The sequence below is a fragment of the Microbacterium enclense genome (assembly GCF_001456955.1).
GTDB lineage: Bacteria > Actinomycetota > Actinomycetes > Actinomycetales > Microbacteriaceae > Microbacterium > Microbacterium enclense.
Genome location: NZ_KQ758467.1, coordinates 61,481 through 87,215, shown reverse-complemented (window position 1 = coordinate 87,215; position 25,735 = coordinate 61,481). Strand labels below are relative to the sequence as shown.

The following is a 25,735-nucleotide window of genomic DNA, read 5'->3' as shown; positions in this document are numbered from 1 at the left end:
AGGGTGCGCGCCGCTCAGGCGAACGCCCGGCGAACGGCCGGAGCGATCTGCGTCAGCACCTCGTCGCGCGCCGGCGTCGACGGGAACACGAGGAACAGGTGCGGCACGCCCTCGCGCCGCACGAACTCGACGGGGGCTCCGGATGCTGCGAGCCGGTCGGCGTATTCCTCGGCCTCGTCCGAGAGTGGGTCGACGGCGGCCGCGACGATCACCGCCGGGGCGGATCCGGCGAGGTCGGGGGCGCGCAGCGGCGCGGCTTCGACGGGGACGATCGCAGCCGTTCCACACCCTCCCCGCGTCGTGGCCGTCGCTCCACCGGGCACCGGGCTCGCGGCGCCGTCGGCCAGGGCCGCGTCGAGGGACCGCGCCGCCGAGTCCCCGGCATCCTGCACGTAGAGCCGCCAGTACCACTGCATCCCCTTCGCCGTCAGCGGCAGGTTCTCGGTGTGGGCGCGATAGCTCGGCCGGTCGGGGTCCGGCGCGTCGAGCACCGGACACAGCAGCACCTGGCACCGGATGCCGGGAGCGCGGCCCTCGCGCGAGCGCAACGCGAGCGCGGCGGCCAGGTTGCCGCCGGCGCTGTGTCCGGCGACGCCCAGCAGAGCGGGATCGACCAAGCCGTCCGCCCCGCTCGCGGCGAAGCGCAGCGCGCGGTCGAGGTCGTCGAGTCCCGCCGGGAACGGATGCTCGGGCGCCAGACGATAGTCCGCGCTCAGCACCTGCGTACCGGTCACGGCGGCGAGCGCGCGGCACAGGGCGTCGTTGTTGTCGAGGGTGCCGGCGACCCAGCCGCCGCCGTGAGCGAACACGAGCGTCCCGCGGTGACCGGCGCGCGGACGGTACAGGCGCAGCGCGAGGCCGTCGGCATCCATGTCGATCGACTCGACGATCTCGTCGTCGGGGAGGCGCACCCACGACGGGTTCGCGCGCAGTTCCGCGACCCTTGCGGAGTCATCGCCCTCGGCATCCGTCGCTCCCGAGGGGATCGTGCCCACCTGCGCGGCGAGACGCGCGAGGTGCGCACGCACGGCGGGATCGGTGATGGCGGGGTGCACGGCGTCGGTCACGCGGGTCTCTCTCGCGTCGGGGGTCGGGGATCCACCGCGTCGCATCGGGCTGACGGCGACGACGGCAGACCCGAGCGTACGAGACCGCACGCAGCCGAGCTGCCGCGGGCGCACAAGCGTTACGCCGCGGAAACACCGGTGTCGCGCGCGCGATCACCCGCGGCCGTAGCGTGCGGCTGGAGGCGTACCCGACGCCTGTGGAGAAGGGATGCCATGTCTCAGCGCGTCATCGTGACCGGCGGATCGGGCGGCATCGGCGCCGCCATCGTCGAACGCTTCCTCGCCGACGGCGCCCGGGTCGCGGTGCTGGACCGACGGGAGCCCACCGCTGCGGCATCCGTCTTCGTCGCCGTCGACCTGCGTGATCCTCTCGACACGCGACGCGCGGTCGGCGAGGCCATCGCGATGCTCGGCGGGGCGGACGTGCTGGTCAACTGCGCCGGGATCTTCCAGCACATCCCACTGCTCGACATCACCGTCGACGACTGGGACCGCGTGCTCGACATCAACGCCCGCGCGACCCTCGTCGCGATGCAGGCGGTCGCCCCGGTCATGCTCGAGGCGCGCGGCGGTTCGATCGTCAACATCGCGAGCATGGCCGCGAAGCTCGGCGGCGGCGGCGAGGCCCACTACGCCGCCTCGAAGGCCGCGGTCGTCGCGCTCACCCGCGCCGGGGCGCAGGAATGGGGATGCCACGGCGTCACCGTCAACGCCGTCTGCCCCGGCTACGTGCTCACCGACATGGGCGCCGACACGCGGTCGGAGGCCGACATCGCGGCATGGAGCGCGAAGTCGCCGTTGGGACGACTCGGGGTACCTGAGGACGTCGCCGGAGTGACCCACTTCCTCGCGTCACCCGCCGGTGCCTACCTCACCGGTCAGGCGATCAACGTCACCGGCGGGATGCTGATGCACTGACCGGCCGGGCCCGCCGTTGGCGCGTGCCGGGGCGGGCCGGTGCCGCCGCGACCGGGCGGGCCGGCGCTTTCGCGTGCCAGTCAGTCCGGCGCTTTCGCGTGTCAGGCAGTCCAGCGCTTTCGCGTGCCAGGCTCCGGAGAAACCGCCCGGCTCCCCAGTCTGGACCGCGAAAACACGGGCGACCGGCCCCGCGGACCGCCGAATCTCCGGAGCGAGGCACACAGCGGCCGCGCGCCCCGCGCCACGATCGCACCCCGCACGGCCCAGACCGACCCTGACCGGGCAACCCGCGCCGCCACCGCAACAGGCCGACCCGGCGCCACCGCGTGCCGGGCTCCGGAGAAACCGCCCGACCCCCGTCCCGACCCGCGAAAACACGCGCCACCGCCGCCCGCCAACCGCCGCATTTCCGGAGCGAGGCACACAGCGGCCGCAGGGTCCGCGCGGCCCGGCTCGACCCGGCCACCGCAACCGGCCGACCCGGCGCGTCCGGCCGACCCGGCGCGTCCGGCCGACCCGGCGCCGCACCGTGCCCGCCGCCCCCGGTCACCGCAGTCGGCGCGCCACCTCCGCGAGCGCCTCCGCGAACGACTCCTCCGCGCCGTCGCGACCACCCGAGAGATTGACACCGACGACGCCCGGGATCGCCAGCATCTGCTCCGCGAGCGCGACGGCCTGAGCGATGCCCTCCGCGCGCGGGTCACGCGTTCCGCGGATGCGCTCGATGAACCCCTCGGGCAGCACGAGCGTCGTGAACGACTCCAGCAGGTCGGCCGAGGCGTGGTCGACGACGACGGGCACGCACGGGATGTACCGGATGCCGTCGCCCACCTCGTCGATGAACCGGCGCACAGGCCCCGCGCCGCCGGCGTGGTTGACGAAGCACACGTCGGCACCCGCCCGCTGCTTCTCGCGGAGTCGCGCCGCCCGGCGGTCGACGGGAGGGGCCGCGGGCGATGCCGCGACCGACACCACGTGCCCCGCGGCCCGGGCGAGCGCGCTCGCCTCGGTCGAGTCGAGGTCGAACACGGGCGTCGCGTCGGGTCGGTGTCCGGTGCGGGTGTGGTCGCCGGTGACGCAGTGCACCCCGGCTACCCCCTCGACGGCGAGGGCCGCGAGCTCGCCCTCGATCGCCACGCGATTGCGGTCGCGCATGTTGAGCCCCGTCCACACCCGCAGCCCCCGCCGCTGCAGCAGGTGCGCACGGTAGGCCGGCGGGAACTGCACCCGCGCGGTTCCCGCGTCGCCGGCGAGCACGGCATCCACCTCTCCGGCGAGCACTCCCGCGCACGCGTCGATGGATGCCACGCTCAGCGCCCGCGCCGGCAGGTCGGCCACGACCCAGGTTGCCGTGCCGAGAGCCTCGAGTGTCGAACGAGCCGCCGTCGTGCGGGGCGCCGGCGACGGCACCGTCGAGCGGTCGACACCCGTCCAGGGCACGGTCGGACGGTGCAGGAACGCGCAGCGGCGCGCGGCGTCGATCTCGCACGAGCCGTCGAAGCCGACGCCGCCGCAGGGTCCGTACTCCATGTGCTTCGGGCACGCGTCGATCAGGGGCAGCAGGGTCATGGCGGGAGTGTAGGAACGCTGTGTTTCGGCGAATGTTCATAGCGGCAACATCACGGAAACGCGCGCTCCGTACCCTCGGCGATACCCGCAGCCTCCCGGAGGTACCCATGATCACGGCCGGCACGTCGTTCGGTTCCGACGTCGACGACATCGACGCGCTCGTCGCCGACCCCCTCGCACTGCTCGTTCGGTGGTTGCCGCCGCACGACAGCGAGCTGCGTCCGCTCGCGGCGCTCTCGACGATCGGCCGCGACGGCATCCCTTCTCTCCGACACGTGCTGGTGAGCGATCGGGATGCCACGGGCCTGTACTTCCACACCGACTCGGGCAGCGAGAAGGTCGCCGAACTGGCCGCGAACCCCGTGGCGGCCATGTCGGTGGCATGGCCCGAACTGGGCCGCCAGGTGACGGTGCGGGGGATCGTGGAGCGCACGAGCCGCGCCGCCGCCGCAGACATCTACCGCCAGCGCTCGCGCTACCTGCAACTGCTGGCCTGGCTGAACACGCACGACAACGCCCGCCTCCCCGCATACGACCGACGGCACCTCTGGGCCGAGTTCGACGAGGCCCACCCGGTGCTCGACCCGCCCGAGCGGTGGGCCGGCTTCCGCCTGCGCCCCCTCACGCTGACCTTCTGGCGCGGTGACATGCTCGGCCAGAGCGTCCGCCAGCAGTACACGCTCACCGACGGGCGCTGGTCGGGCCGGATCCTGGCGGGCTGAGCATGGACATCACCACCGTCACCTCGTTCCGCTCGGCCCGCACCCGCGACGACCTCGCACTGTCGCCCGGCGAGGTCGTCATCGCGGGCGGCACCTGGCTGATGAGCGAGCCCCAGCCCGGGACCACCGGGTTCGTCGACCTCACCACCCTCGGCTGGCCCGACCTCGAGCTCACCGAGGACGGCCTGCGCATCGGCGCGACCTGCACCATCGCGCGCCTGCTGGCGTGGGTCGAGCACGAGGCCCCCGCCGCCTGGACGTCGCTGGCCCTCGCGCGTCCCTCGGCCGACGCGCTGTTGGCATCCTTCAAGATCTGGAACACCGCCACCGTCGGCGGCAACGTCTGCCAGGCCTTCGCCGCCGGGGCGATGATCGCGATGCTCTCGACCCTGGATGCCACGGCCCTGGTGTGGACGCCCGACGGCGGCGAGCGCCGGATCGCCGTCGCCGACCTCGTCATCGACAATCAGGCGACCTCGCTGGCGCCGGGCGAGGTGCTGCGAGCTCTCGACGTGCCGATGCGCGCCCTCACCGGCCGCGTCGCCCTGCAGAAGATCGCCCTGGCCGAGCTCGGCCGCTCGGGCGCGGTCGTCACGGCCCGCGTCGACGCCGACGGCGCCGCGGTGTTCGTGGTGACCGCGGCGGTGCGTCGGCCCCGCGTCATCCGGTTCGGGCGCCTGCCCGGCGCGGGCGAGCTGCGGGATGCCGTGGCCAGCGCCCCCGGGTTCTACACCGACCCGCTCGGAAGCGCCGACTGGCGACGCGGCGTGAGCGTCGTGCTCGCGGAGCGCGTGCGGCAGGGCTTCGCGCGCGAGGTCGCGGCGTGAGCGCGGTCGGGCGGGGCCGGAGGCGGGTCGAGGCCGTGCCGCGATCCGGAAGAACAGCCGTCGCGAAGCCTGTGGCGCACCGCATCCCGCCCCACCCCGACACGATCACCGGAGCGCGGCACACCAACCGTCGACGAAGCCCCCGGCGAGGAGCCATCGCGTGAGATTCCAGGTCAACGGCATCCCCATCGACGCGGAGCCGAAGCCGGGCCAGTGCGCCCGCACGCTCCTGCGCGAAACCGGCCACGTCGAGGTGAAGAAGGGCTGCGACGCGGGTGACTGCGGGGCGTGCTCCGTGCTGCTCGACGGTGAGCCCACGCACTCGTGCATCGTCCCGGCGATGCGTCTCGACGGCCGCGTCGTCACCACCGCCGCGGGCCTCGCCCCCGGCGACGAGCTGCATCCCGTGCAGGAGGCGCTGGCGAACGGCTTCGGCTTCCAGTGCGGCTTCTGCACGCCCGGCATGAGCGTGACGGCATCCACCCTCACCGCTGACGACCTCGGCGACCTCGACCGCCGCATGAAAGGCAATCTCTGCCGGTGCACCGGGTACCGGCCGATTCGCGAAGCCATCCGGCAGTCGGTGCTGGGGCCCGTGCGCGAGACGGGCGGAGCCTGTGCGACCGTGCGCACGACTCCTGCAGAAGCGGCGTTCGAGGTCTCCCCCGCGCCCGACCGGACCGGCGTGCAGGAGCCGTGCACCGGCCACGACGCTGAGACGTCCGCGGCCCCCGCTCGGGCCGAACCGAAGGAGTCGTGCGCGGGCGACGGCGCCGCGGGGTCGTGCGCCGGTCATGACGCAGGAGCGCGCGCGGGGCGGGTCGGCAGCTCGACCGTTCCCGAGGCCGCGCGCCGCATCGTGCAGGGCCGCGAACCGTTCACCTTCGACGAGCCCGTCCCCGGTGGCCCGCCGCTCGTGCTGCGGGTCGTGACCTCGCCGCACGCCCACGCGCGGATCGTGTCGATCGACACCGCCGCGGCCCTCGCCGTCCCCGGCGTCGTGGCCGTCTTCACCCACCGAGACGTGCCCGACGTGCGCTACTCGACCGGCCGCCACGAGCACCGCACCGACGACCCCGACGACACGCGCATGCTCGACGACGTCGTGCGCCACGTCGGACAGCGCGTCGTCGCGGTGGTCGGCGAGACGGCGGAGGCAGCGGATGCCGGATGCCGTGCGGTCGTCGTCGCCTACGACGTGCTGCCCGCCGTCTTCGATCCCGACGAGGCGCGCGCGCCCGGCGCGCCGCTGCTGCACCCCGACCGCACCCCCGAGGAGCGCGTCATGGAAGCGGGGCGCAACGTCGTCGCCGGCTTCCACACCGGCCACGGCGGCGACGTCGACGCGGCGCTCGCCGCCAGCCACACGACCGTGACGGGCGAATGGCGTTCGTCACGCGTGACCCACGCGGCGCTCGAGACGCACGGCTCGGTGGGATGGCTCGACGACGACGGGCGACTGGTCGTGCGGTCCTCCACGCAGGTGCCGTTCCTCGCGCGCAACGAGCTGGCCCACATCTTCGACCTCGACCGAGACCGGGTGCGCGTCTTCGCGTCCCGCGTCGGCGGCGGCTTCGGCGGCAAGCAGGAGCTGTTCACCGAAGACCTCACGGCCCTGGCCGTCCTGAAGCTCGGCCGGCCGGTCGCCTATGAGTTCTCGCGCACCGACCAGTTCGTTCGCGCGTCGCTGCGGCATCCGATGCGCGTGCGCGTGACCCTCGGATCGGATGCCGGGGGCACCCTCACCGCGATGAAGCTCGACGTGCTCAGCGACACCGGCGCCTACGGCAATCACGCCATCGGCGTGCTGTTCCACTCGTGCGCGGAGTCGACGACGCTCTACCGGGTGCCCGTGAAGTGGATCGACGCCGAAGCGGTGTACACGAACAACCCGCCGTCGGGGGCGTTCCGCGGCTACGGCCTGGGGCAGGTGGTGTTCGCGGTCGAGTCGGCGCTCGATGCCCTGGCCGTCGAGCTGGGCATCGACCCGTTCGACCTGCGCCGCATCAACGCCGTGCGCGAGGGCGACCCGTTGCACCCCGACGACGACGAGAAGTACGAGGAAGACCTGATCTGGGGCAGTTACGGCCTCGACCAGTGCCTCGACCTCGCGCAGAACGCCCTCGAGCGCGGCAACGGCGTCGATGCCTCCGAGGGCTGGCTCGTCGGCGAGGGGATGGCGGCGGCGATGATCGCGACCATGGCCCCGCGCGGGCACATCGCGCACACGACCGCGACCTTGCGACCCGACGGCACCTACCTGCTGCGGGTGGGCACGGCCGAGTTCGGCAACGGCACCTCCACCGTGCACCGGCAGATCGCCGCGACCGTGCTCGACGCCCCCCTCGATCGTCTCGAGCTGTGGGCGGCCGACACCGACGCGGTGCGGCACGACACCGGCGCCTTCGCCTCGGCCGGAACGGTCGTCGCGGGCAAGGCGCTGTTCGGCGCCTGCACGGCGCTGCGGCGGCGGATGGTCGAGATCGCGTCGGAACTGGCGGGAGGGGATGCCGCGGGCCTCCCCGCCGACGAAACCGAGGTGGCCGGCCGGGCGACCTCCGGCTTCGACGAGACGGATGTCGAGCTCGTGGCATCCGGGGTCCGTGTGGGTGGCGAGACGGTGACGTGGGAGCGGATCGTCGCGGCCGCTCCCGCCGGGTATGCGACCACCGAGGGTCTCACCGCCGACGGGGCGGAGTTCGGCGACTTCCGTTCGCTCGCGTTCAACGTGCACGCGGCGCGCGTCGCGGTCGACCCCGAGACGGGCACCGTGAAGGTGCTGCAGTCGGTGCAAGCGGCCGATGCCGGCGTCGTCATCAACCCGGCGCAGTGCCGCGGGCAGGTCGAGGGCGGCGCCGCGCAGGGACTCGGCGGGGCGTTGTACGAGGAGGTGTCCGTCGAAGACGGCGTGGTGCAGAACCCCGTGTTCCGCACCTACCGGGTGCCGCAGTTCGCCGATGTGCCCGAGACCGAGGTGTACTTCGCCGAGACCGACGACAGCCTCGGACCGTTCGGCGCGAAGTCGATGAGCGAGTCGCCCTACAACCCCGTGGGGGCGGCGATCGGCAACGCCGTGTCGCGCGCGCTCGGGCGGCGGGGGTACGAGCTGCCGTTCTCGCGGGATCGCGTGTGGAGGTTGGCGGGCGGGGAGTGATGCGAATCGAGACCAGCCGCAGCTGAGAGCGCGACCATCACCGGCCGCCGAGCCCGCGAGCCGGACCGGTTCGCTCCCTCGAGCAGAAGGTCGGGAGAGGCACTCCCCGCAGTCGACCCCGCGGATGCCCGTCGTGCCGTCGTGCGTGCGGTCAGAGCGGCGTCGCCCCGCCCCGGACGTGGATGCCACCGACCGGCGGAACCTCCACCTCGAGCACGCTGGGCCGGCCGATGTGCCGCCCCTGACGGACGGTGAAGCGGAACGGTGCGGGCAAGCCGATACGGTCGCGCAGGTACGCGCCGAGCGAGGCGGCGGCGGAACCCGTCGCGGGATCCTCGGTGATGTCGCCGACCGGGAAGAGGTTGCGAGCCTCGGCGACGAGGCCGTCGACGAGGTCGCCGTCGACGTGCACCACGATGACCGTGCCCTTCCACCCGCGCTCGTCGAGCAGGGCCCGCATCGGCGCGGGCTCGAAGCCGAAGGTGTCGAATGTGCTCCGGTCGCGCACCGCGACCACCGGATGCAGGTTGCCCGCGAACGACTGCGCCAGCGGCATCCGTTCGTCGAGGTCGTCGGCCGACAGGCCCAGAAGGCCGAGGAGGCGGCCGGCGACCTCGGGCTCGAGATCGATGACGTGGGGCTCGACGCTGGTGAAGCCGGCGACGATGCGTCCGCCTTCGCCCCGTTCCGTCGTCACGTCGACGCGCCCGGCGACGGTGTCGAACACGAACGCGCCGGGCCCGTCGGCGTCGGCGAGCGCGACGGCCGTCGCGATGGTGGCGTGCCCGCAGAACGGAACCTCGTCATCGGGCGAGAAGTACCGCACCTGTACGCGGCGGCCGTCGCGGGCGGTCACGAATGCCGTCTCGGGGTGTCCGAGGTCGGTCGCGATGCGCTGCATCTGCGCGTCGTCGAGCGCGGTGGCGTCGAGCACGACCCCCGCGGGGTTGCCGCCGCCGGGTTCGGCGGCGAAGGCGAGCAGGTGCAGGATGCCGGGAGCGTCGGTCATGAAGCCATCCTCTTCGAGCGGGGGCGGGAGCGGCGAGGTCCAGTCCGTGGTCGGTGGCCCTCGCTGGTGCGCCGCCCCGGGATCAGCGGGGCTCCGCGCCCAGGTGCAGCACCGCCTCGGCGAAGGCGCGAAGGCCCGCCGCGACGTCGGCGGTGGTGACGGCCTCGTCGGGGTGGTGGCTGATGCCGTCGGGGTTGCGCAGGAACAGCATGCCGACCTCGGTGATCGCGCCGATCGACATGGCGTCGTGGCCGGCGCGGCTGAAGAGCGTGGGGGCGTCGCCGCCGATGCCCGCGCGCACGACGTCTTGCAGCAGCGGCGCGCAGAAGACGGCCGGGGCACTGTGCACCTCGCGGGCCGTCCAGCGCAGTCCGCGCCGGCCCATGATGGCGTCCAGTTCGTGCGAGATCTCGTCCCACGTGTGGTCGCGGGTGGTGTCGAACTCGCCGCGCAGGTCGAGCGAGAAGTGCGCCTCGCCGGGCACGACGTTCACCGCGCCCGGGAACGCCTCGAGCTGCCCGACCGTGCCGATGATGTGGTGCTCGCCGCGGCAGATCCGCTCGACGGCGAGCGCGGCCTCGCTCGCGCCGAGCAGGGCGTCGCGCCGCATGTCGTAGGGCGTGCCGCCGGCGTGACGGGCCTCGCCCTCGACGACGAGCTGGAAGCGCCGCGCCGACGCGATCGACGACACCGCGGCGAGCGCCTGCCCGCTGCGGTGCAGCTCGGGGCCCTGCTCGATGTGCGCCTCGAGATAACCGACGAGCTGCTCGGGACGCCGCGCCGCTTCGCCGATGCGGCCGGGGTCGAGGCCGAACTCGCGGAACGCCTCGCGCAACGTGTAGCCGTCGGCATCCGTCAGGTCCCACCACGACTCGTCCCACTCCCCGGCGACGGCCGAGGAACCGAGCAGCGCCTTGCCGAACCGCGTGCCCTCTTCGTCGCTGAAGGCGATCACCTCGAGCGCGAACGGGAAAGGACTGGATGCCGCGCCCTCGTCGTCGACGCGACGGACGAGCCGCACGACCTCGAGCGCCATGAGCACGCCGACGATGCCGTCGAAGCGCCCGGCGTCGGGGACCGTGTCGAGGTGCGAGCCCAGGAGCAGGGCGGGGGCGTCGGGGACTCCGGCCGGGGCGAGGCGTCCGACCTGGTTGCCCGCGGCATCCTGACGAGTGGTCATGCCGAGCTCGCGCATCCACTCGGCGGCGAGGCGGTTCACACGCGCATGCTCGGGCGAGAGGTACACGCGCGTGATGCTGCCGGGGCTCGCCGTGACGCGCGCCAGCTCCTCGCAGCGACCCATGACGCGGCGGGCGGCCGACGCGATGCGCTCGGGCGCGACCTGCAGACGGGTGGCGGTGGTCATGCGCGCCGCTCGATCGCTCGCTCGCCGGCGTCTCGCGTAACGTGCGGGCGCTGCGGCGTCCCCGCACGTCGCCGGTGACTTGCGGCGTATGCCCGCCGCGACGGGCGCGAGGCGAGCACGAGACGCAAGTCACCGGAAACGACCTCCGCACGAGCACGATGACCTGCGGCGTCTGCCCGCCGCGACGGGTGCCGGGCGAGCACGAGGCGCAAGTCACCGGAAACGACCTCCGCACGAGCACGATGACTTGCGGCGTCTGCCCGCCGCGACGGGCGCCGGGCGAGCACGAGGCGCAAGTCAGCGGAGGCAAGGGCGGCGAGGGCAGCGTCGTCAGGGGCAGCGGCCGCGAGGAGCGCAGCGCCAGGGAGCCCGGCGGAAGCGAGCGCAGGGGCGGCGGAGAGCATCACGACCGCGCCGCCGCGTACACGCCCTGCGCCGCCTCGACACCGCCGCCGGCCGGCACCGACGCGCCGTGTCGGCGCAGCACCGCCTCGAGGGCGGCGAGCGTGGTGAGCACGGCGTCGGTGCGGGCGTTGTAGCCCATCGTGCCGATGCGCCAGACCCGGCCGTGCAGCGGTCCGAACGACGTGCCGATCTCGATGCCGAAGTCGCTCAGCAGTTCGGCGCGCACCGCGTCGCCGGTCACGCCCTCGGGGATCTCGACCGCGACGACGTTCGTCATCTTGTGCGCCACGTCGCCGAAGACGGTGAGCCCGAGGCCCTGCACGCCCGCGAGCATCGCGTCGCCGTGCAGCTGATGGCGCGCGATCACGGCATCCCGGCCCTCGAGCAGCAGCACCCGCGCGCACTCGCGGGCGCCGTACAGCATGGTCGTCGCCTCGGTGTGGTGGTTCAGGCGCCGCGGCCCCCAGTAGTCGAGGATCATCGCGAGGTCGAAGTAGTTCGAGCGGATGAAATCGGATGCCACGGCGTCGCCGTCCTCGCGGATGCCGGCCTCCACGCGGGCTCGCGAACGCACCACCTCGACCGCGCGCTCCGACAGGCTGATCGGCGCCGAGCCCGACGGCCCGCCGAGGCACTTCTGCAGGCCCGCGGTGGCGGCATCCAGTCCCCAGGCGTCCATCTCGAACGGGTTGCCGCCGAGCGAGGCCGTGGCATCCGTGTAGAAGAGGGCGCCGTGCGCGCGGCAGATCTCGCCGATCTCGTCGAGCGGCTGCAGCATGGTCGTCGACGTATCGCCCTGCACGCAGGCGACGAGGTGCGGCTTCACCCGCTCGACGGCCTCGCGGATCGCCGACACCGGGAACACCTGCCCCCACGGCACCTCCATCGTGTGCACCTCGGCGAGCGCGCGCTCGGCGATCTCGGCGAGCAGGTGTCCGAAGCGTCCGAACACCGGCACGAGCACGCGGTCACCGGGGCGGATCAGCGACAGCATCGCGGCCTCGATGCCGGCGCGTGAGGTGCCGTCGATGAGCAGGGTGGCGTCGTTTTCGGTCGCCCACACCCGCCGGTACAGCTCCTGCGTCTCGTTCATGGTGGCCGTCATGAACGGGTCGTACTGGCCGACGAGCGGCGCCCCCATCGCGCGGAGCACGCTGGGGTACGCCGAAATGGGGCCGGGGCCCATCAGCAGGCGGGCGGGCGGGTCGATCGGGCCGGGGAGGGGCAGGGTCACGGGGTCTCCATGGTGCGAGAGCGGGCGGATGCCACGAGGGCGGCGAGACGGCGGGCGAGGCGCACGAGGGCGATGTCGGTTCCCGCGCGAGAGACGAGGCAGACGCCGACGGGGGCACCGTCGACCGTGAGCAGGGGCACCGAGAGGGAGGGCAGCCCCGCGATGGCGGCGGGCGCGGTCATGCGCAGGGTCGCCGCGCGGACGGCGTCGACGTCGGCGGTGCGCTGCGGCGCGGGTCCGGGCACGGTGGGGAAGATCATCACGGCACCGTCGACGAGGTCGGCGAGGTGCGCGGCGATGGGGTCGAGTGCTTCCCGGGCGGCGAGTTCGTCGGCTGCGGTGATCTGCGCGGCGGCGCGGAAGCGTTCGGCGACCCCTGGGCCCACGACCCCGGGGTGCGCGCGCATCCACTCGCCGTCGTTGCGCCAGGCCTCCGCGCCCTGCACCGTGCGGAACGCCGTGAACCCGGCATCCAGGTCACCCGTGTGCACAGCCCGGAACGACGGCGGGTCATCGGATGCCGCGAGCCCGGCCAGCAGCTTCGAGAACGCGTCGCGGGTGGCGGCATCGGCGCAGTCGAGGATCTCGTCGGGCACGAGGAAGCGCCACGGCAGGTCGTCGCCGGACGCGCCGTAGACGTTCTCGGTCGAGGCGGAGCCGTCGTAGCTGAGGCACCACTCGGCGACCCGCTGCAGCGTCTCGCCGTCGCGGGTGAGCCAGCCGATCGTGTCGAACGACTGCGCGAGCGGCAGCATGCCCTGGCGCGGCACCAGGTCGTGGGTCGTGCGCAGCCCCCACAGGCCCTGGTACGACGCGGGCACGCGGATGGACCCCGCCGTGTCGGTCGCGAGTCCGATGTCGGCGTGGCCGAGCGCGACGGCGGATGCCGGTCCGCTCGACGATCCGCCGGGAAGGGCTCCGACGACCGCGCCGTTGGGCGGAGTGCCGTAGTGGGCGTTGTCGCCGGCGATGGAATAGGCGAACTCGTCGGTGCGGGCGATGCCGCGCAGCGACGCACCGGCGCGCAGCAGGTCGGCGACCGCCGGGGCGGTGGCCTTCTCGGGCCGGGCCTCCTCGAGGTAGGTCGGGTTGCCCGCGCCGATGCGGAAGCCGGCGATGGCGAAGAGGTCTTTGACGGCGACGGTGAGGCCCTCGAGCGGACCCTCCCACGCGCCCTGCAGGAAGGGGTCGCCGACGCTGCGCCAGATCGTGCGATCGAGCGGCGGCGTGCGCGGGGTCACGTGGGCGGCGGTGATGAGCCACTGCCCGTCGATCTGCTGCCACACCTGCGTCTGCAGACCGCGCCCACCGCCGCGGAACTGCGAGACCGACATGAGCAGGGCGGTGTCGGGCCCGAGCGGCCGGTAGTGGATGTCGGCGATCACGCGCGGGGCGACGCCGCCGCGCAGCGAGCGGAACCCGCTGATGGCGTCGTGGCCGACGAGAAGCCCGGCGGTGTCACCGCGGAGCGTGTCGGGTCCGGGCGCGAAGAACGCGTCGAGCGCGTCGAGGTCGTTCGCGACGATCGCGCGCTCGTAGGCCTCGAACGCCTCGCGCAGGTCGGTGGGGATGGTGCTCACTCGACGTCTCCCTCGGCCGACGGGGTGGATGCCAGCGCCCGCGGCTCCATCGACGGCACGGCCGCGAAATCGGCCTCGCGGATGCGCGCGTGCACGCCCGAGACGATGTCGACGACCTGCGAGATGTCGAAGTCGGTCGCGGCGCTCAGGTAGGCGTACCCGAGGTGCTCGTCGACACCCCAGCGGCCATGCAGCAGCGCGAGCGATGAACGCACGCAGGCGCGCATCGCGGCGTCGAGGTCGGGGTCCATTCCGGTGGGCACGAGGTAGTCGGGGGTGCGCACCAGCGGTCCGGTGACCTCGCCGAACGCCGCGCGCGCGGCATCCGCGGGGATCACCTCGAAGCGGAGCGTGGCCCGCAGCGACGCCTCGAGAGCGGTGAGCGCGACCTCGCCGTCGCCCTGGGCGAAGTGCGGATCGCCGACGTACGCGAGCGCCCCCTCGACCTGCACGGGCAGGAAGAGCGTCGTGCCCTCGACGAGCAGGTTGATGTCGATGTTGCCGCCGTGGGTTCCCGGGGGCACGGAGTGCGGGCGTTCGCCGCCGGCGACCGCGACGCCCATCGTGCCGAGGAACGGAGCCAGCGGGAAGGCCACGACCGGCTCGCCGCCCTCGACGATCGGAAGGGTGCCGTGCAGGATGCCATCGCGCTCGGCGACCGCGGCGAACACGCTGACGTTGTGCTCGCCGCGCGGCAGTTCGCCCACGAGTGCGCCCTTGCCATGGCGGTTCGAGATGACCCCGTACGGCACGCGGGGAACCAGCGTCTCGACCGTGATCTTGAGCAGGTCGCCCGGACGGGCGCCGGCGACGTGCACCGGTCCGACGACCACGTGGGGACCGTCGGCGAAGGGGTCTCGAGAAACGGATGCCGCGATCTCGATGGCGTCATCCAGCACCTGGTCGCGCGGCACACCGTGGCTCGCGAAGTAGGAGGCGGGGTCTTTGCCCTGGTCGTCGAGGATGCCCTCGTGGCTCACGGTGTCGAATGTGACGCTCTCGCCCGAGCGGATCTCGAGCACTGCGGCGTCGTGGGCGCAGGGCAGGCGGCCCCACAGGACCGTCTCGGGCGTGGCGCGGAGGTAGTGGCCGCCGGGGATCGGGCCGACGCCGGGCTGCAGGATGGGGACGGGGACCTCGGTTGCAACCGAACCACGGTGGCTGAGCCCGTCGAAGCCACCCCCCGAGACGCGAGTCCCGGTCCCTTCGACAGGCTCAGGGACCTGCGCCGACGCCGCGACGACTCGGGTTCCGGGCTCCCGGACAGGCTCAGCGACCTGTGCCGCGGGCTGGGCGCCGGGGTCGGGCGTCGTCACGGCGCTCACGCCTGCACCGCCGCGGGTGCGCGCAGGATCTCTCGGCCCTCGCGCTCGGTCACGGGCGCACCGCGACGATAGGTCGACTCGCCCCGCAGCCAGGTTTCGCGCACCACGCCGGTGAGCGTCTTGCCGTGCCACGGCGAGACGGGGTTGCGGTACTCGAGCGCCGCGGCATCCACGACGAACGTCTCATCGGGGGCGAAGGCGACGAGGTGAGCCGGAGCGCCGGGCTCGATGACACCGAGCCCGCCGAGGCCCGCGATGCGCGCCGGGCCCGTCGTGAACAGCGGCAGAAGGGTCTCGAAGGCCAGGCCCCGCTCGCGCGCGGTCGTGTGAACGGACGAGAGCCCCGTCTGCAGGCCCGCGATCCCGCCCCAGGCCAGGCCGAAGTCGGGATTGCCCTTCAGCTCGACGGTGGCCGGGGAATGGTCGCTCACGATCGCATCGATCGTGCCGTCGACGACACCCGCCCAGAGCAGATCGCGGTTGTTCCCGCCGCGGATGGGCGGGCAGCACTTGAACGCGCCGGCACCGTCGGGCACGTCTTCGGCATCGAGGGTGAGGTAGTGCGGGCAGGTCTCGATGGTGAGGCGCACGCCCTCGGCCTTCGCGGCGCGCACGTCGTCGAGCGCACCGCCGTCGGAGACGTGCACGATGTGCGCGCGGGCACCGGTGCGCCCGGCCGCGTCGATCACTCGGCGGATGGCCGCGCGTTCGCTGAGCGGTGGGCGGCTGGCCTCGAAGTCGCGGTAGCGCGGGCCGAGAGCGCCGTCGGCGTGAAGGTGCGCCGGGTCTTCGGCGTGCACGATGAGCAGGCCGTCGAACTCCGCCAGTTCGGCGAGGCACCGTTCGAGCTGGTCCGCGTCGAGGTGCCCGAACTCGTCGATGCCGCTCGGTGACAGGAAGCATTTGAAACCCACGACCCCCGCGGCGGCCAGCGCGCCGAGCGACCCGAGATTCTCGGGGACCGCGCCGCCCCAGTACGCCACGTCGACCGCCAGCTTGCCCACGGCGGCCGCGCGCTTGGCATCCAATGCTTCGACGGAGGTCGTGACGGGTGAGCTGTTCAGCGGCATGTCGACCACCGTGGTGATGCCGCCGGCAGCCGCGGCGGCGGTGCCCGTGGCGAAGCCCTCCCACTCGGTGCGGCCGGGTTCGTCGAGGTGCACGTGCGAGTCGACGAGTCCGGGCAGCAGCACGGCGTCGCCGGGCAGCACGGTGTCGGCCGTCGCGTCGAACGGTTCGACGGCGGAGATGACCCCGTCGCCGATCACGACCGTGGCGGCGGTGAACGCACCGTCGAGGTAGACCCGTCGTGCGGCGATCCGTGTGCTCATGTCGTTCACGCTATGCGTCCCTCGTTTCGCCAATGTAACCGTCATCAACATTCACGCGAACACCGCGGCATCCGCCGCCTGGGGAGGAGGCGTCGATGCCGCCGAGCCGACGACCGTGACGTGGGGGTTCGGGGCGACATCCGCACCCTGGGGCGGAAATTTCCCGCCCCGAATGGCCGATCCCGCCCCAAGCCCCTCAGTCGAAGCGACCGGCACGCCCGCCGCCACCGCCGCACCCGCCGCACCCGCCACGCCCGCCGCCACCGGCGCACCCGCGCCGGCAACGGCCGGAGCACCGAGGCCCGCGACGAATGCCCTCGGCGGCTTCGCGTACTCGTCGCGCTTGCTCGTGCCGAGGCCCATGCGCACCATTCCGGATGCCATGCCCACCGCCGCCGCGACCCCGTCGACGACCGGCACACCGATGCGCGCCGTCAGCTCGGTGCAGAGGTCGGCCATGCCGGCGCAGCCGAGCACGATGACGTCGGCGCCGCCCGCGGCGGCCTCGGCGCCGTGCCGCTCGATCAGCGAGACCGCCTCGGAACCGGTGTCCTCGAGGTCGAGCACCGGGATGCCGGTCGCCGCGAGCGACACGCAGGAGCGCTCCATGCCGTACCGCGCGACGAGGTCGTGAGCACGGCCGAGGGTGCGGCTGAGGGTCGTGACGACACCGAAGTGCCGGCCCGACACCGCGGCCAGGTGCATCGCCGCCTCGGCGATGCCGACCACGGGGACCTCGGCCACCTCCCGCGCGGCGTCGAGGCCGGGGTCGCCGAAGCACGCGATCACGTAGGCGTCGGCGGGGTCGGCGCTGGCGAGGTCGGCCGTGATCGCCTCGATCACGGCGGCCGCCGCGGCGATCTCGTCGGTGTGGCTCTCGATCGCCGCAGCGCCGTTCGCGGGACACACGGCTTCGATGAGCACGTCGGGTCCCGCCACCCCCCGGGCGGCGTCCGCGATCTTCGCGGTCATCGCCCGGGAGGTGTTGGGGTTGATGAGCAGGATCCTCACGCGAGCGCCTCGCGAGCGGTTCCGGCGGTCGGCCGGCGTCGCGACGACGTGCCGGGCTCCGGAACGACGACCTCCTGGGCCGCCTGCGGGAGCGAACCTTGCGCCTCCCGCGCCATCACTCCGGAGCCCGGCACCGGAGCCGCGGCGTCCTGCGCCGACGGCGCGAGCGAGCCCGGCACCGGAGCCGCGGCGTCCTGCGCCGACGGCGCGAGCGAACCCGGCACCGGAGCCGCGGCGTCCTGCGCCGACTGCGCGAACGCCGGGACCTCGGTCTCGGTCGGGGCGTCCGCGGCATCCGCGGTGCCGTCGGAGATGCCCTCGGTCTCGCCCTCGAACGTCGGGATGCGGGGGTCGAGACGCTCGAAGAGCAGGAACAGCACGTACCCGAGGCCGCAGCCGATGAACCAGCTGTAGTCGCTGATCGCCGACAGGTTGAACAGGCCCAGGTCGGCGAACATCTTCGGGAAGATCGCGATCGCGACGGTCGGCACGCCCGCGGCGACGACGGCCTTCACGGCGTTCGGGTTGAAGCCGTTGCGGTACCAGTAGGGGCCCGCGGCGTCCATCGTGAACATCGCGTCGACCTTCACCCGCTGGCGGGCGGAGATGTAGTACCCGGCGATCAGGATGCCGAACAGGGGCCCGATCAGCGCGCCCAGAACGCCGAGGGAGTAGTGGATGGCGTCGGCGTTGGAGTACCAGTTCCAGGGCATGAGGAACGTCGACCCGACGGCGGCGATCATGCCGCCCGCGCGCCACGAGATCTTCTTCGGGGCGACGTTGGAGAAGTCGAAGGCGGGCGAGATGAAGTTGGCGACGATGTTGATGCCGACCGTGGCGGTGACGAAGGTCAGGCCGCCGAGCAGGATCGCGAAGGGCGTGTCGATCTGCTCGACCGTCTTGATCGGATCGGTGATGAGCGCGCCGAAGACCGGCACGGTGGCCGAGGCGGTGATGACGGTCAGCAGCGAGAAGAACATGAAGTTGATCGGCAGGCCCCAGAAGTTGCCCTTTTTCACCGCCGCGAAGCTCTTGCCGTAGCGGGCGAAGTCGCCGAAGTTCAGCATCGGGCCCGAGAAGTACGACACCACCAGCGCGATCGCGGCGAACATCACCGGGATCGACGCCCAGAAGTCGAGCTGCGTCGTCGAGAGGGTGAACGAGATGTTCTGGACGCCGGCCTGCGAGACGAGGTAGACGGCCAGGATGATCATGACGACGTAGACGGCGGGGCCGGCCCAGTCGATGAAGCGGCGGATGACCTCCATGCCGTTCCAGAACAGCAGGAACTGCGCGACCCACAGGATCGCGTACGAGATCCAGCCGAGCGCCGACAGCCCCGCGAACGAGACGTCGAGCAGCGCCGCGGAACCCGGCACGAACTTCAGGAAGATGATGTTCAGCGACTCCGCCGCGAGGAAGGTCTGCACCCCGTACCAGGCGATGGCGATCAGGCCGCGGATGATCGCGGGGATGTTCGCCCCCCGGATGCCGAAGACCACGCGGTTGATGACGGGGTAGGGCACGCCCGTCTTCTGGCTGGGCTTGGCGACCATGTTGGCGAAGACCTGCACGATGACGATGCCGGCGATCAGGGCGACGAACACCTGCCACGACTGCAGGCCGAGGGCGAAGAGCGAACCCGCGGTGACGTAGCCGCCGACCGAGTGCACGTCGCTCATCCAGAACGCGAAGATGTTGTAGCTCGACCACTTCTGCTTCCGCAGCGGCGCGAGGTCCTCGTTGGCGAGGCGCTCGTCGTAGTGGGGCTTCATGTTGCCTCCCCCGTGGGGGTGGCCGGCGGCCTCCACGAGATCGTGGGGGCCGGTGAGCGGGGTGGAAGACACGTCATTTCCTCTCAGGACGATGGATGCCACGACGTGGAGTCCGCGGCCGGAGTGGAGCTCTGATGTGAAGTTATGGGTTCACATGTCCGCGGTGGTTTCGCTCATGTAACAGGCATGTGAAGTCGGTCCTTCACGCAGATCACCTCCCTAGACTCGGGGCATGCCGCAGCCGCCCCTCGCCGAAGACGCCGTCGAGATCCGCGCCGTCGCGGCGGTCGGGACCGGTTCCGACCCGGAGCCCGGACCCGACCTCGACGCGACGCCCGAGGCCGATCGCGCCGCGGCGCCCGAGCCCTCGGCATCCGTCGGCGCCCGCATCCGCGATCTGCGTCAGGCGCGCGGCCTCTCCGCCCGCGCTCTCGCGAAGACCCTCGGCATCTCCCCCAGCGCGGTCTCGCAGATCGAACGGGGCGTGATGCAGCCGAGCGTCTCGCGGCTCATCGCCATCACCGACGCCCTGGGCGTTCCGCTCGTCGCGGCCTTCGACCCGGCATCCGATCGCCCCGTCGAACCCGCAGGGCCCTCGGGCTTCACGCTGCAGCGCTCCGGACAGTCGCCCGACATCGTGCTCGACAGCGGCGTCTCGTTCCGACGGCTGACGCCCGGCTCCGCCCCCGGCGTCGACTACTTCGAGTCGGTCTACCCGCCCGGCACCTCGGCCCACGGCGCCGACGGACTGTTCCACCACGAGGGATACGAGGTCGGCACCGTCGTCTCGGGCGAGCTCACCATCGACTTCGAGGCCGAGCGCGTGATCCTGCGCGCCGGTGACGCCATCAGCTACCCCTGCTCCGTCCCCCACCGCCTGCACAACACCGGCGCAGTGGATGCCGTGGCGCACTGGCTGATCGTGCACGCCTGACGTCGGGCCCGGCGCCCCGCCCGGCCACGCGCGGCGCGCCGCCCTGCGCCCCCGCGCCCTGCGCCCCGTCCCGCCCCGCCTGGCCACCGCGCGGCTCGCCGCCCGGCCACCGCCTCGCGCGATGCGGCGTCACGAGAACAGGACATGACACCGCAACAGGCCGATAACGGCCGAATCGCCCTGTTCTCATGGCATCCCCTGTTCTCGTGACCTCGATCACCTCTCGGCCCGGCGCGTGCAGCGCGAACGGCACGCCGGGCGGCGGATCCCAACCAGTCCGGTCCCCGCCGATCAGGGCGCGGGCCGCCTGGAATGTTCCCCACAGCAACATCGCCGACACATCCCGCCACAGCCCCGTAACGCGGCACCCCTAGCCTGACCGACATGCACCTGCAGCACTTCCATGCCCTCGACGACGCGGATGCCGCAGCCGTGGCCCGCGTGTGGGCCGACGTCCCGGGCTGGGTCGACGCGGTCGTCGCCGGCCGTCCCTACGCCGACGTCGACGCCCTCGCCTCCTATGCCGGCGACCTCGCCGGAGCCTGGTCGCCGCAGGATCTCGAGGCGGCGCTGCACGCCCACCCCCGCATCGGCGGGAAGGTGTCGGGTGACGGCGCCGAGGCCGCGGCATCCCAGCGCGAACAGGGCTCGATGGCCGAAGCCGCCGATGACGACGTCGCCGCGATCGCCGCGGGAAACGCCGCGTACGAGGAGCGCTTCGGGCGCGTCTTCCTGATCCGGGCCGCCGGACGCACACCGGGCGAAATGCGCGCCGAGCTGGAGCGGCGGCTCGAGAACGACCCCGACGCCGAGACCATCGAGGCCACCCGCCAACTCGCCGAGATCGCGCTGCTGCGCCTGCGCACGACCTTCGCCGACGACGCCCCCGCCGAACCGGAGCCCGCGGAATGACCGGGCGCTCGGCCGACGACGTGCACGGCGCTCACGTCTCGGGAAGCACCGCATGACCCACCTGACGACCCACATCCTGGATGCCACGGCCGGCACGCCCGCGGTCGGCGTCACCGTGTCGTTGACGATGCTCGACGGCACCCCCGTCGCCGAGGGCACGACCGATCACGACGGCCGCCTCGCGCTCGGCCCCGACCGGCTCGACGACGGCGACTACGCGCTGACGTTCGCGACCGGAGCCTACTTCCGCTCGCGCGGCGTCGCGTCGTTCCACCCGATCGCGACGATCGCCTTCACCGTCTCGGGCGAACCGCACCTGCACGTGCCGCTGCTGCTCAGCCCGTTCGCCTACTCGACCTACCGCGGCAGCTGAGGAGGACGCTCCATGAAGGTCATCGTCATCGGAGCCGGCGTCGGCGGGACCTCCGCCGCCCTGGCCCTGCAGAAGCTCGGCCACGAGGTCGTCGTGTACGACCGCATGCGCGAGAACCGCCCGGTGGGGGCGGCGCTGTCGCTGTGGTCGAACGGCGTGAAGGTGCTCAACTGGCTGGGCCTCGGCCCGCAGGTCGCCGCCCTCGGCGGTCGCATGGACGACATGGCCTACTACGACGGACACACCGGCGAGGAACTCTGCCGCTTCAGCCTCTCCCCCGTCACCGAACAGACCGGCCAACGGCCGTATCCCGTCGCGCGCGCCGACCTGCAGCAGCTGATGATGGATGCCGTGGGCGCCGCGAACATCCGCCTCGGCAGGCAGCTGGTCGACATCGCCGACGACGGCGAGACGGTCACCGCCACCTTCGCCGACGGCACCACCGACACCGCCGACCTGCTGATCGGCGCCGACGGCGCCCGCTCCATCGTGCGCGACTACGTCACCGAGCCGAGCGGCATCCGTCCCGAGCGTTCCTACTCGGGATACGTCAACTACAACGGCCTGGTGACGGCCGACGAGCGCATCGGCCCGCTGGACCAGTGGACGACCTACGTCGGCGACGGCAAACGGTGCGCCGTCATGCCCGTCGCGGGCGACCGCTTCTACTTCTTCGTCGACGTGCCCGGTCCCTCCGGCGTGGTCGAGGATCGCGTGGCGGCGCTCGAGGCCGCCTTCGGGTCGTGGGGTGCGCCCGGAGTGCGGGCGTTGCTCGACGGCATCGACCCCGACGAGTCGCTGAACCGCGTGGAGATCTGGGACATCGACCCCTTCGACACCTGGGTGCGCGGACGCGTGGCGATCCTCGGCGACGCCGCGCACAACACCGCGCCCGACATCGGGCAGGGCGCCTGCTCGGCGCTCGAGGACAGCTTCGCGCTGGGCATCGTGTTCGCCACCTCGACACTCGGCGTCGAGGACTCGCTGCGGCGATACGAGCGGATCCGCACCGAGCGGGCGGGCGACCTGGTGCTGCGCGCCCGCAAGCGCGCGCACGAGACCCACGCCTTCGACGTCGCCGCGACGCAGGCCTGGTACGAGGGCCTCCGACGTGAGGACGGCACCGGCGTCATCCGCGGCATCGTCGGCAACATCGAGGGCAGCCCCGTCGAGCTGGGTGCGAGCGTGATGCGCTGAGGCGGCTGGGGCAGGGCGCGTGCGCACCGACTGTTCGCCGTGCCCGGCTCCGGACGATGTACGCGGCCGGCCGGGATTCCCGCCCCGACTGTCGCGTTGACGCGCCGTCTTTCCGGAGAGCGGCCCGGCCCACGGCCCGGCCCGGCGGGAAGAATGGATGCCATGGCCCCGTCATCCGTCTCGTCGCTCACCATCCGACTCGTCGCGCCGCAAGAGTACGCGGATGCCGGGCGGCTCACCGCCGAGGCGTATCGCCACAGCTATGAGGGTCTCTCGGAGGGTTACCTCGTGTCACTCGCCGACGTCGAGGGCCGGGTCGCGCAGGGCGAGGTGTGGGTGGCCGTCGACGGCGACGAGATCGTCGGCAGCGTCTGGGTGCCCCGCCCCGGCGAACGCCTGTCGCCGCTGGCACGGGAGGACGAGCTCGACTTCCGGCAGCTGGCCGTGGCGCCCGAAGCCCGCGGACGCGGGGTGGGCGAGGCCCTCACCCGCCATGTGATCGCACTGGCCCGCCGTCGCGGCGCGCGCCGCGTCGTGATGAACAGCGGCCCCGAGATGCTCGGCGCGCACGCGCTGTACCTCAAGCTCGGCTTCTCCCGGCTCACCGAGAGGGAGCATCCCATCGAGGTGGAGCCGGGGCGGTTCCTCGACCTGCGGGCGTTCGGGCTCGACCTGTAGCGCGGCGCCCTGGCGCGGCTCGCGGGGCTCGACAGGCTCAGCCGCCGAAACCCGCGGGCTCCGCGCGCCCGCAGCACCGAGGTCCCTGAGCCCGTCGAAGGGACCGGGCCCCGCCCGCCCCCCACCCGCACGCGAGGTCCCTGAGCCCGTCGAAGGGACCGGACCCCGCCACGCCCCACCCGCACGCGAGGTCCCTGAGCCCGTCGAAGGGACCGGACCCCGCGGCCCGGGCCCGTTGGCATCCGCTCTTCCTCGTCTCGTCAGGCCGCCGTGAGCCGAGACGCCACGCGCGCGATGCGCGAGCGCAGTTCGACGACCGTGTCATCGAAGGCCGCCACGCTGCCGATGCGCGCCGGGTCGCGGATCGACCAGTGCACGTCGTCGCGCCCGGCCAGCTTCTCGTGGGCGTGGTCGCAGACGCTGATGACGAAGTCGCCCGTTGCGGCGACGTCGCCGAGGGCCCGCGGCGTGGCAGCCTCGTCGAGCGGGATGCCGTGTCGGCGGGCGGCGGCGATGGCGCCCGGGTTCACCCGTTCGCCGGGATCGGTCCCCGCGGATGCGGCGGGGATGGAGCTGTGGTCGGCCCAGATGGCCTGCGCGAGCTGCGACCGCGCGGAATTGGCGGTGCAGACGAAGACGACGCGACCCTCGACCGGGCGGGGGGCGAGCGCGAGCGTCGAGAACGCCTCGGGGATGAGCTGCAGATAGCTGCGGCGACCGTCGGACTCCGATCGGACGCGCCGCGCGATTCCGCGGTCCTGCAGCACGTTGACGTGGAACGCGACGAGGTTGGACTTCATCCCGAGCGCGGCCGCGATCTCACTGGGCGACATGTCGCCGACCGAGAGCAGGTCGACGATGCGCAGGCGACCGGGATCGCCGAGCGCGGCGAAAGCATCAGCCCGACGGCGAAGATCGTCCATTATGCACCCCCCTCAGCCATCGTGCCACGGGTCGGCGCCGAGATAGTTAGCTCAGTACCGTTTGAGCGACACGGACGGTGGCCCACGGCACTCCGTCGCAGGCTCACCTCGAAAGGATTCCTCATGGGTATCGGAAGCGGCATCGCCCTCTTCGTCATCGGAGCCATCCTGGCCTTCGCCGTCGATCTCGACCTCGGGGGCGTCGCCGACCTCACCGTGATCGGGTACATCCTCATGGCGGCGGGCGCGCTGATCTTCGTCCTCAGCCTGGTCTTCCTTCTGCGGCGCCGCTCGGTCGACTCGACCACGCGCACGACCGTCGATCCCGCCAACGGAGAACGAGTCACCACACGTCGCACCCGCGACAACGGCGACCCGATCGTGTGAGTCAGCAGATCACCCGCGACCGCGGCCGCGGGCGTCCCCGGGGCACGTGGCCGGTGCCCTTCCTCGGCGACGTGTTCGCGGGGCGGTACCGGCTGACCGGGCCGCTCGGAGACGGCGACGGCGCTCGGCATCTGTTCCGTGCGCGCGACGACATCCTCGCCCGCGACGTCGCGGTGGCCGTCTTCCCCGTGGATCGCACGCGGCGCCGGCGTCTCTCCGGCGCGAGAACCCTCGCTGCGCTCGACCATCCCTCTCTCGTCACGCTCTACGACGCCCAGGTCATCGGCGACGGCAATGCGTACGTGATCATGGAGTTCATCACCGGACCGTCGCTCGCGAGCCGCATCGAGACCGCAGGCCCGATCCCGCCGGGTACGGCGGCCGGCGTCGTGGAGGATCTGGCCGGGGCCCTGGCGATGATCCACCGGGTCGGCATCGTCCACGGCAGGGTGTCCTCATCGAATGTGCTCCTGCGCCCTCGCCGTGACATCGACGGCTCCTTCGCACCTGTGCTGACCGACTTCGACATCACGCATCTCGGCGGAGCACACCCGGCATCCCCCGCTCCCGGCCGACCGTCGTCGTACCTGACGCCGGAGCAGGTGCGCGGAGAGCCGCCGCGGGCCGAGTCCGACGTGTACGCCCTCGGGCTGCTGGCTCTCGAAGCGCTGACCGGCGAGCCTCCGCTGCGCGGTGGCCCGATCCAGGAACTCGTGCTCGCGCCCCTCGCGTACGACCCCGACATCCCCGCCACCCTGGGGCACGGCTGGCGCACGCTGCTGACGGCGATGACCGATCCCGACCCCGCCTCGCGGCCGAGCGCCGCGGAGGTGGAGAGCCTCGCCGGGGAGCTCCGCGAGAACGGCGGCGTCGCGCGGGCCGAGCGTGCCTCCGCGGCATCCGTCTCCGAGCCGGTCCCGGCGCTACGGGCGGTCGACCTCCTCCGCACCACGTCGTCGCCGCGGCGCCCGGCGATCTGGCAGTGGGTCACGCACTACCGCTGAGGCCGACGCCCGACGATCCGACTCCGAGACCCGG

Annotated in this window: 22 protein-coding genes; 11 read left to right on the top strand and 11 right to left on the bottom strand. The window is 72.8% G+C overall.

Annotated elements, in window-relative coordinates; all coding sequences use genetic code 11:
• Window positions 1–14: 14 nt before the first annotated feature.
• The gene (locus AS029_RS00390; protein ID WP_058230645.1) at window positions 15–1,067 is read right to left on the bottom strand and encodes an alpha/beta hydrolase; all 1,053 of its coding nucleotides are present in this window, start codon (window positions 1,065–1,067) and stop codon (window positions 15–17) included.
• 213 nt (window positions 1,068–1,280) lie between these two features.
• On the opposite strand from AS029_RS00390, the gene AS029_RS00385 reads away from it, so the two are divergent.
• Window positions 1,281–1,985: an SDR family NAD(P)-dependent oxidoreductase gene (locus tag AS029_RS00385; protein WP_058230644.1), complete on the top strand. Its 705-nt coding sequence runs from the start codon at window positions 1,281–1,283 to the stop codon at window positions 1,983–1,985.
• 546 nt (window positions 1,986–2,531) lie between these two features.
• Here AS029_RS00385 and AS029_RS00380 read toward each other — a convergent pair.
• Entirely contained in the window at window positions 2,532–3,554 is a 1,023-nt protein-coding gene (locus AS029_RS00380; protein WP_058230643.1) for a methylenetetrahydrofolate reductase C-terminal domain-containing protein, read from the bottom strand.
• A gap of 107 nt (window positions 3,555–3,661) precedes the next feature.
• Here AS029_RS00380 and AS029_RS00375 point away from each other — a divergent pair, with 107 nt between their 5' ends.
• The 3 genes from AS029_RS00375 to AS029_RS00365 all read left to right on the top strand — a co-directional run bounded on the left by AS029_RS00375 (window position 3,662) and on the right by AS029_RS00365 (window position 8,257).
• Window positions 3,662–4,276 (top strand): pyridoxine/pyridoxamine 5'-phosphate oxidase, encoded by a 615-nt coding sequence (locus tag AS029_RS00375; protein ID WP_058230642.1) that lies wholly within the window; start codon window positions 3,662–3,664, stop codon window positions 4,274–4,276.
• Between the two features lie 2 nt (window positions 4,277–4,278).
• The gene (locus AS029_RS00370) at window positions 4,279–5,103 is read left to right on the top strand and encodes an FAD binding domain-containing protein (protein WP_058230641.1); all 825 of its coding nucleotides are present in this window, start codon (window positions 4,279–4,281) and stop codon (window positions 5,101–5,103) included.
• Between the two features lie 160 nt (window positions 5,104–5,263).
• Window positions 5,264–8,257 (top strand): molybdopterin-dependent oxidoreductase, encoded by a 2,994-nt coding sequence (locus AS029_RS00365; RefSeq protein WP_058230640.1) that lies wholly within the window; start codon window positions 5,264–5,266, stop codon window positions 8,255–8,257.
• Window positions 8,258–8,408: 151 nt separating this feature from the next.
• Here the strand turns inward: AS029_RS00365 and AS029_RS00360 are convergent, their stop codons facing one another.
• From AS029_RS00360 to AS029_RS00325, 8 genes are all read right to left on the bottom strand, one after another.
• Window positions 8,409–9,266, bottom strand: coding sequence for a PhzF family phenazine biosynthesis protein (locus tag AS029_RS00360; RefSeq protein ID WP_058230639.1), 858 nt, complete (start codon window positions 9,264–9,266; stop codon window positions 8,409–8,411).
• Window positions 9,267–9,348: 82 nt separating this feature from the next.
• Window positions 9,349–10,632 (bottom strand): allantoate amidohydrolase, encoded by a 1,284-nt coding sequence (locus AS029_RS00355; RefSeq protein WP_058230638.1) that lies wholly within the window; start codon window positions 10,630–10,632, stop codon window positions 9,349–9,351.
• A 403-nt stretch (window positions 10,633–11,035) separates the two neighbouring features.
• A complete protein-coding gene (locus AS029_RS00350) occupies window positions 11,036–12,223 on the bottom strand; it encodes a pyridoxal-phosphate-dependent aminotransferase family protein (protein ID WP_175456621.1) in 1,188 nt (395 codons plus the stop codon).
• A gap of 44 nt (window positions 12,224–12,267) precedes the next feature.
• The gene (locus AS029_RS00345) at window positions 12,268–13,851 is read right to left on the bottom strand and encodes an AtzH-like domain-containing protein (RefSeq protein WP_228375842.1); all 1,584 of its coding nucleotides are present in this window, start codon (window positions 13,849–13,851) and stop codon (window positions 12,268–12,270) included.
• Window positions 13,848–14,975 carry an acetamidase/formamidase family protein gene (locus AS029_RS00340; RefSeq protein WP_058231155.1) on the bottom strand — a complete coding sequence of 376 codons (1,128 nt, stop codon included), beginning with the start codon at window positions 14,973–14,975 and terminating at the stop codon, window positions 13,848–13,850. Before AS029_RS00340 ends, AS029_RS00345 begins: the two co-directional genes overlap by 4 nt.
• A gap of 197 nt (window positions 14,976–15,172) precedes the next feature.
• A complete protein-coding gene (gene allB / locus AS029_RS00335) occupies window positions 15,173–16,507 on the bottom strand; it encodes an allantoinase AllB (RefSeq protein WP_167345211.1) in 1,335 nt (444 codons plus the stop codon).
• A 51-nt stretch (window positions 16,508–16,558) separates the two neighbouring features.
• On the bottom strand, window positions 16,559–17,518 hold the full coding sequence (locus AS029_RS00330) for an aspartate/glutamate racemase family protein (protein WP_228375841.1): 960 nt from the start codon (window positions 17,516–17,518) through the stop codon (window positions 16,559–16,561).
• Window positions 17,515–19,365 (bottom strand): NCS1 family nucleobase:cation symporter-1, encoded by a 1,851-nt coding sequence (locus AS029_RS00325; RefSeq protein ID WP_058230635.1) that lies wholly within the window; start codon window positions 19,363–19,365, stop codon window positions 17,515–17,517. The genes AS029_RS00330 and AS029_RS00325 overlap by 4 nt, the downstream gene beginning before the upstream one ends.
• Before the next feature lie 160 nt (window positions 19,366–19,525).
• Between AS029_RS00325 and AS029_RS00320 the strand changes: the two genes are divergently transcribed.
• From AS029_RS00320 to AS029_RS00300, 5 genes are all read left to right on the top strand, one after another.
• A complete protein-coding gene (locus AS029_RS00320) occupies window positions 19,526–20,227 on the top strand; it encodes a helix-turn-helix domain-containing protein (RefSeq protein ID WP_074615787.1) in 702 nt (233 codons plus the stop codon).
• A gap of 384 nt (window positions 20,228–20,611) precedes the next feature.
• Entirely contained in the window at window positions 20,612–21,139 is a 528-nt protein-coding gene (gene uraD / locus AS029_RS00315) for a 2-oxo-4-hydroxy-4-carboxy-5-ureidoimidazoline decarboxylase (protein ID WP_058230634.1), read from the top strand.
• Window positions 21,140–21,191: 52 nt separating this feature from the next.
• Window positions 21,192–21,512 carry a hydroxyisourate hydrolase gene (gene uraH, locus AS029_RS00310; protein ID WP_058230633.1) on the top strand — a complete coding sequence of 107 codons (321 nt, stop codon included), beginning with the start codon at window positions 21,192–21,194 and terminating at the stop codon, window positions 21,510–21,512.
• 12 nt (window positions 21,513–21,524) lie between these two features.
• Window positions 21,525–22,709: an FAD-dependent urate hydroxylase HpxO gene (gene hpxO / locus AS029_RS00305; RefSeq protein WP_058230632.1), complete on the top strand. Its 1,185-nt coding sequence runs from the start codon at window positions 21,525–21,527 to the stop codon at window positions 22,707–22,709.
• Between the two features lie 162 nt (window positions 22,710–22,871).
• Window positions 22,872–23,387 (top strand): GNAT family N-acetyltransferase, encoded by a 516-nt coding sequence (locus AS029_RS00300; protein ID WP_058230631.1) that lies wholly within the window; start codon window positions 22,872–22,874, stop codon window positions 23,385–23,387.
• A gap of 260 nt (window positions 23,388–23,647) precedes the next feature.
• Here the strand turns inward: AS029_RS00300 and AS029_RS00295 are convergent, their stop codons facing one another.
• Window positions 23,648–24,310: an arsenate reductase/protein-tyrosine-phosphatase family protein gene (locus tag AS029_RS00295; RefSeq protein ID WP_058230630.1), complete on the bottom strand. Its 663-nt coding sequence runs from the start codon at window positions 24,308–24,310 to the stop codon at window positions 23,648–23,650.
• A 123-nt stretch (window positions 24,311–24,433) separates the two neighbouring features.
• Here AS029_RS00295 and AS029_RS00290 point away from each other — a divergent pair, with 123 nt between their 5' ends.
• Both AS029_RS00290 and AS029_RS00285 read left to right on the top strand, forming a co-directional pair.
• Window positions 24,434–24,697 (top strand): DUF6458 family protein, encoded by a 264-nt coding sequence (locus AS029_RS00290; protein WP_058230629.1) that lies wholly within the window; start codon window positions 24,434–24,436, stop codon window positions 24,695–24,697.
• A complete protein-coding gene (locus AS029_RS00285) occupies window positions 24,694–25,701 on the top strand; it encodes a serine/threonine-protein kinase (RefSeq protein ID WP_058230628.1) in 1,008 nt (335 codons plus the stop codon). Before AS029_RS00290 ends, AS029_RS00285 begins: the two co-directional genes overlap by 4 nt.
• Window positions 25,702–25,735 lie beyond the last annotated feature (34 nt).